This is a genomic window from Stenotrophomonas sp. 99219_Sma, from assembly GCF_056480785.1.
In genome coordinates this window covers 4,632,865-4,639,789 of sequence record NZ_CM151117.1, presented here as the reverse complement: position 1 = coordinate 4,639,789, position 6,925 = coordinate 4,632,865, and the positions used below count along the sequence as shown (strand labels likewise).

5 protein-coding genes are annotated in these 6,925 nt (G+C 66.3%); all 5 read left to right on the top strand.

Annotated features, from left to right (window positions below; all coding sequences use genetic code 11):
- Window positions 1–255 precede the first annotated feature (255 nt).
- Window positions 256–396, top strand: coding sequence for a 50S ribosomal protein L34 (gene rpmH / locus ACZK13_RS21095; RefSeq protein ID WP_005411729.1), 141 nt, complete (start codon window positions 256–258; stop codon window positions 394–396).
- 5 nt (window positions 397–401) lie between these two features.
- Window positions 402–896 (top strand): ribonuclease P protein component, encoded by a 495-nt coding sequence (rnpA, locus tag ACZK13_RS21090; RefSeq protein WP_021203275.1) that lies wholly within the window; start codon window positions 402–404, stop codon window positions 894–896.
- The gene (gene yidC / locus ACZK13_RS21085) at window positions 896–2,611 is read left to right on the top strand and encodes a membrane protein insertase YidC (protein WP_049399025.1); all 1,716 of its coding nucleotides are present in this window, start codon (window positions 896–898) and stop codon (window positions 2,609–2,611) included. The genes rnpA and yidC overlap by 1 nt, the downstream gene beginning before the upstream one ends.
- Before the next feature lie 115 nt (window positions 2,612–2,726).
- Complete coding sequence (locus tag ACZK13_RS21080; protein WP_253143496.1) at window positions 2,727–5,399, top strand: polysaccharide deacetylase family protein; 2,673 nt, start codon at window positions 2,727–2,729, stop codon at window positions 5,397–5,399.
- Between the two features lie 3 nt (window positions 5,400–5,402).
- Window positions 5,403–6,752 carry a tRNA uridine-5-carboxymethylaminomethyl(34) synthesis GTPase MnmE gene (gene mnmE / locus ACZK13_RS21075; RefSeq protein ID WP_049399027.1) on the top strand — a complete coding sequence of 450 codons (1,350 nt, stop codon included), beginning with the start codon at window positions 5,403–5,405 and terminating at the stop codon, window positions 6,750–6,752.
- The last annotated feature ends 173 nt before the right edge of the window (window positions 6,753–6,925 follow it).

The window sequence follows — 6,925 nt, the reverse complement described above, 5'->3', positions numbered from 1 at the left end:
CAGCAATAATCGTCCGGTGGCCGGGGCATGGACGCGACAAGGCGCCCAAACACAGGCCGGAAAGGGGGGAAATGGATGGCTCAGACTACCACCGAGCGCCCGCCTTCGGAATGCTTGTCCCCTACTTATTCACAAAAACATCCACAGCTATTGCACAGCCCAGTGAATTCGCGTAGCTGCCAGGGGTTGACTTGGGGCGGGGTACCTCTCTAGAATTTCCGGTTCTTTCCGTCCCATTCATACGAGAGGCCCCCAATGGCCACGAAGCGCACCTACCAGCCCAGCAACCTCAAGCGTAAGCGCGACCACGGCTTCCGTGCCCGTATGAAGACCGCTGACGGCCGCAAGATCCTGTCGCGTCGCCGCGCCAAGGGCCGCAAAGTCCTGAGCGCCTGATTGCCATGCCGCACATCGCGGCAGACGCAATCCCTTCGACAGTGAATACTGCAGACCCGCGCAAGCGATTCCCTCGCTCTGCGCGGGTTCGCACGCGTGCCGAATACTCAACGGTCTTCAACGGCGCCCGCCGTGTGTCCGATCCGCTGATGACCCTGCACTGGCTGCCGGCTGACCGGCCGGCCAGGCTGGGTCTGGCGGTTTCCCGCAAGGTTGATCCGAACGCCGTCGGGCGTAACCGGATCAAGCGCGTCCTGCGCGACATCCTGCGTCAGACACGTACCGACATCCAGCCAGGCGACTTTGTCGTCGTGGCTCGAAGTGCTGCGCGTTCCGCCAGCAACGACGAGATCCGCCAGGCCTTCCTGCGCCTGCTGCGTCGCCTGCGTGCATTGCCCACGCCGGGCGTGGACGGCACAATGCCGCCGCCTGATGGCATCGCAACTCCTTCTTTGACCGAGCCGGCATCGCGTCCCGGCCCCGCCGAGCCTGTCCGCTGATGAACCAGACCCGCGTATTCCTCATTTTTGCCTGGCTGATGGTGGCCGTGCTGCTGTGGATGGAGTGGAGCCGTGAAAAGGCTGCTCCGACCCCGGCACCGACGACCACGTCGGCCCCGGCCGCCGCACAGAGCGTTCCGGGCGCAACCCCGGGCGCCATCCCCAGCGCCCAGGTGCCGGGTGCCCCCGGCCAGGCCGCCGTGCAGGCCCAGGCCAGCGCCACCCCGGCCAGCCAGCGCGTGACCGTCACCACCGACGTGCTGCGCCTGGTGCTCGACGGCGGCCGCGTGCTCGATGCCGAGCTGCTGCAGTTCCCGCAGACCAAGGACGAAGGCAGCCCGCCGGTCCGCCTGCTGACCGAAGACCCCGCGCACCCGTACAGCGCGATCAGTGGCTGGGCCAGCGAAGACAAGAACACCCCGGTCCCCGGCGCCGACGGCTTCAAGCTGGTCGGTGACACCAAGGACTTCGTGCTGGCCAAGGGCCAGAACGAGCTGCAGATCCCGTTCGTGTGGACCGCCGACAACGGCGTGACCATCAAGCGCACGCTGACCGTCTCGCGCAACGAGTATGCCGTGCGCTTCAAGGATGAAGTCAGCAACGCCGGCGCCGCGCCGTGGAACGGCTACGTCTACCGCACCCTGGACCGCACCCCGACCATCCTGTCGCGGAGCATGACCAACCCGGATTCCTTCAGCTTCAACGGTGCCACCTGGTACGACAACGACAAGAAGTACCAGCGTCGTGCGTTCAAGGACTACCTGGAAGACGGCACGCTGAACCAGAACATCACCGGCGGCTGGCTGGCGATGCTGCAGCACCACTTCTTCACCGCCTGGATCCCGCAGAAGGACCAGACCGCACACTACGTGCTGTCGCAGGTGGCCGGTCGTGACCTGATCGAAGCGCGTGGCCCGGCCTTCACCGTGGCCCCGGGCCAGTCCACCAGCACCGAAGCCCGCCTGTGGGTCGGCCCGAAGCTGGTCAACCTGATTGCCAAGGAAGACGTGCCGGGCCTGGACCGCGTGGTCGACTACAGCCGCTTCTCGATGATGGCGGTGATCGGCCAGGGCCTGTTCTGGGTGCTGAACCAGGTGCACAAGCTGGTCGGCAACTGGGGCTGGGCGATCGTCGGCCTGGTGGTGCTGCTGAAGCTGGTGCTGTACCCGCTGTCGGCGACCCAGTACAAGAGCGGCGCCAAGATGCGTCGTTTCCAGCCGCGCATCGCGCAGCTGAAGGAACGCTATGGTGATGACCGCCAGAAGTTCCAGACCGCGATGATGGAGCTGTACAAGAAGGAAAAGATCAATCCGATGGGCGGCTGCCTGCCGATCCTCATCCAGATGCCGATCTTCTTCGCCCTGTACTGGGTGCTGGTGGAATCGGTCGAACTGCGCCAGGCGCCCTGGTTCGGCTGGATCCAGGACCTGACCGCACGCGACCCGTACTTCATCCTGCCGGTGATCAACGTGGCGGTGATGTGGTTCACGCAGAAGCTGACCCCGGCACCGGGCATGGACCCGATGCAGCAGAAGATGATGCAGTTCATGCCGCTGGTGTTCGGCGTCATGATGGCCTTCATGCCGTCCGGCCTGGTTCTGTACTGGGTGGTCAACGGCGGCCTGGGCCTGCTGCAGCAGTGGTGGATGACCAAGCGCCACGGCGGCGAGCCAGTCCCGGCCACCACCGCCCCGGCCCCGGTCAAGAAAAAGTAATCGGTAGAGCCGGCCGCTGGCCGGCTGACCCCAGCAGAAGCCCGCCGCAAGGCGGGCTTTTCGTATGCGGCGTTAGAATCGCCGGCACACCGTTCCTCCATCCATCGAGTCCGCCATGCCGCGTGCGTCGTCGTTCCGCCTGTTCCTGCCCTCGCTGTTGTTGACCCTGGTCGTTGCCGGCTGTGGCGACAAGGACGCGAAGGCACCGGTAACCGGCGTGACCCAGCCCAGCGCGCAGGCCGCGGCCGCCGCCGACCCGGCCGCCGCGCCGTTGCTGGCTGCGCTGCAGAAGCAGCTCGACGGTTACCGTCGGATCATCGTGCTGCTGGCCGACGAAGAACAGCAGTCGGCCGCCGACCGCGGCACCTCCACGCGTGTGGGCCAGCAGCTGTTCCATGATGGCCTGGAACAACGTACGGCCATCGCCGCGCAGTTCGACACCCTGCTGCGCGGTACCAGCCCGCAGCGCTTCGCCACCCTCGGCACCGTGCTGGACTACATCGAGTCGGCGCCGGAACTGTTCGATGCCGACCGCTTGGCCTTCCGCGAAGTGCTGCGTGATCTGCATGAGCGCATTGGCACGGATTCGTCGCTGCCGGCGGTGAAGCTGCATCAGCGCATCGGCGAGGACCTGGAGGCGCTCGACGAGATCGAACGCAACTACAACCAGGAACTGACCCGCATCTTCAGCCGCTTCGAGCGCACCCGCGCCATCGAGCTGAAGCGCGAGAAGTGGGACGATTACATCGCGCACCTGCACAAGGACTACAGCCGCGAAGCGATCCTGCGCGACTACGGGGTGATCGAGCCGTACCCGATGTCGATGAAGGACAGCGACCGCGAGATCTTCGGCCGCGACCTGCCGGCCAAGACCGTGGTGCTGACCTTCGACGATGGCCCGCACAAGGCCTACACCGATGAAGTGGTGGCCATCCTCAAGCGCTACGACGTGCCGGGCGTGTTCTTCGAAGTGGGCCGAAACCTGGGCAAGGTCGAGGCCGATGGCAAGGTCAGCCTGGGCCCGATGGCGAAGATCAGCCGCAACCTGATGGAGGAGGGCTACGCTGTGGGCAACCACAGCCTGACCCATGCCCAGCTGTCGCGCACCACCGGCGATGCGCTGCGCCAGCAGGTACTCGACACCGACACGCTGCTGAAGGACGTCGACAGCAAGCGCGCGCCGCTGTTCCGCTTCCCGTATGGCGCGCGCAATGCCGAAGGCCTGCAGCTGCTCAACGAAGCCGGCCTGAAGTCGATCATGTGGAACATCGACTCGATGGACTGGGCCGACCCGGTACCGGAGTCGATCGTGCAGCGCGTGCTCGACCAGGTGAACACGGAACAGCGCGGCATCATCCTGTTCCACGACATCCACGATCGTGCGGTGAAGGCGCTGCCGCAGATCCTCGACCGGCTGATCGCCGATGGCTACCAGTTCGCCGGCTGGAATGGCCGCGACTTCACCGTCGCCCGTGCGCGAAAGGGCGACGCCGGTGCCGCCACCGTCACCACCGGCTACGAGAAGTCATGGGCGATCGTGGTCGGCATCGACAACTACGCCAAGTGGCCGAAGCTGGAATACGCCAGCCATGATGCTCAGGCAGTGGCCGATACCTTGACCGGGCAGTTCGGCTTCCCGTCCTCGCAGGTGATCGTGCTGAAGAACGAGCAGGCCACCCGCAACAACATCCTGGCCGCCTTCCACGACCGCCTGGCCGACGACCGCACCGGTAAGAACGATCGCGTGTTCGTGTTCTTCGCCGGTCATGGCGCGACCCGCCAGCTCGCCTCCGGGCGCGACCTCGGCTACATCATTCCGGTCGATTCGGATCCGAAGGAATTTGCCACCGACGCGATCGCGATGACCGACATCCAGAACATCGCCGAGAGCATGCAGGCCAAACATGTGATGTTCGTGATGGATGCCTGCTACAGCGGCCTGGGCCTGACCCGTGGCGGTCCCTCGTCGTCGTCGTTCCTGCGCGAGAACGCCCGCCGCAGCGCGCGGCAGATGCTGACCGCCGGTGGTGCCGACCAGCAGGTGGCCGATGCCGGCCCCAACGGCCACTCGGTGTTCACCTGGGTGCTGCTGCAGGCGTTGGCCGGCAAGGGCGACCTCAACGGCGACGGCCTGATCACCGGTACCGAACTGGCCGCCTACGTGGCGCCGGCGGTCTCGGCGGTCTCGCACCAGACCCCGGCCTTCGGCAGCCTGCCCGGCTCGCAGGGCGGCGAGTTCGTGTTCCAGGTGCCGGACAGCCAGGAATTCCTCAACGCCGATACGCGCCAGCTGACCGCCGATGCGATCGCGCTGAACAACAAAGTGGATGCCGCCAGCGAAGCCAAGGGCAGCCAGGCACCGGTAACCGTGGCCGACCTGCAGGGTGGCAAGGCCAAGCTGGTGGTGCCCACCGCCGGCCCGGCGTCCGACCGCCAGCGCGCGCAGCAGGCCAATGACCGTGGCCTGCAGCTGTACCGCGAGAAGCAGTACGACGAAGCGGTAGCCCAGTTCACCGAGGCGCTGAAGCTGCGCCCGGACTTCGCCCAGGCCGCCAACAACCTCGGCTTCGTCTACTACCGCCAGCAGCGCTATGCCGAAGCGGCGCGCTGGCTGGAGAACACACTGAAGATCGACCCCTCGCGCGCCGTGGCCTATCTCAACCTGGGCGACGCCTACTTCAACGCCGGCGACAAGGCCAAGGCCAAACAGGCCTACACCACCTACCTGGCGCTGCAGCCGCAGGGCAGCGGCGCGGCCCAGGCGCGTGCGCAGCTGGAGAAACTCTGAGCCATGAACGACGCGATCCGCACCGACACCATCGTGGCCATCGCCAGTGCGCCCGGCGCCGGCGGTGTCGGCCTGCTGCGCCTGTCCGGCCCGCGCGCTGCAGCGATTGCCAATGCGCTGGGTGCACCTGCACTGCGTCCGCGCCACGCGCACTACGCGCGCCTGCGTGATGCCGACGGCGAGGTCATCGACGATGGCATCGTGCTGTGGTTCCCGGCACCGAACAGCTTCACCGGCGAAGAGGTGGTGGAACTGCAGGGCCATGGCAGTCCGGTGCTGTTGCAGCAACTGGTCGCGCGCTGCATCGCGCTCGGTGCGCGTCAGGCGCGCCCGGGTGAGTTCAGCGAACGGGCATTCCTCAACGGCAAGCTCGACCTGGCCCAGGCCGAGGCCATCGCCGACCTGATCGCCGCGGGCGACAATCGTGCCGCGCGCGCTGCACGCCGTTCGCTGGATGGTGTGTTCTCGCGCCGCATCGACGCCGTGGTCGAACAGCTGGTGCTGCTGCGCATCCATGTGGAAGCGGCCATCGACTTCGCCGACGAACCGCTGGATACCCTCGGTGGCGCGCAGGTGCGGCGTGGGCTGGAACAGGCGCGCAGCGACCTGGCCCTGCTGCGGCGGGATGCCGAGCGCGGCCGCCGCCTGCGCGATGGCCTGCATGCGGTGCTGATCGGGCCGCCGAATGCCGGCAAGAGTTCATTGCTCAATGCGCTGGCCGGCAGCGAACGCGCCATCGTCACCGACATCGCCGGCACCACCCGCGACACCCTGCGCGAGACCATCCGCCTGGACGGCCTGGAGCTGACCCTGGTCGACACCGCGGGCCTGCGCGACGGTGGCGACGCCATCGAACGCGAAGGCATGCGCCGCGCGCATGTGGAAATCGAGCGTACGGACCTGGCGCTGATCGTGCTGGATGCGCGCGATCCAGCGGCCGGCGAAGCGGCGCTGGGCGATGCCGTGGCGGCGGTGCCGCACAAGGTCTACATCCACAACAAGTCGGATCTGCTGACGGCGCTGCCGACGCTGGACGATCCGGATCGGGTGTTCGTTTCGGCGGCCACCGGCGCCGGACTCGAAGATCTGCATGCGCGCCTGCGTTCGATTGCCTCGGCCGGGGCAGGCGAGCAGGTGGACGGCGAGTTCTCCGCACGCACGCGCCATGTGGATGCGATCGAGCGCGCGCAGGAACATGCGCAGCGCGCCGATGGTGAGCTGGCGCATGAGCACCTGGAACTGGCCGCCGAAGAACTGCGGCTGGCGCATGATGCGCTGGGCGAGATCACCGGGCAGATGAGCGCCGATGACCTGCTGGGAAGGATCTTCTCCAGTTTCTGCATCGGGAAGTGAGGTGAGGTCCTGGGGCGTCCACTGAAGTCTGCTGATGTGCTTACAATCCGCATAAATAAAGGGATTTTTGTCTACTGACTGATTCGGTGATACAGTCGAAGCCATCGCCATCCGGGTCCATAATTGGGTCCAATTTCACCGGACGGTCTAACAGATTGGCTTCCATGGACCCA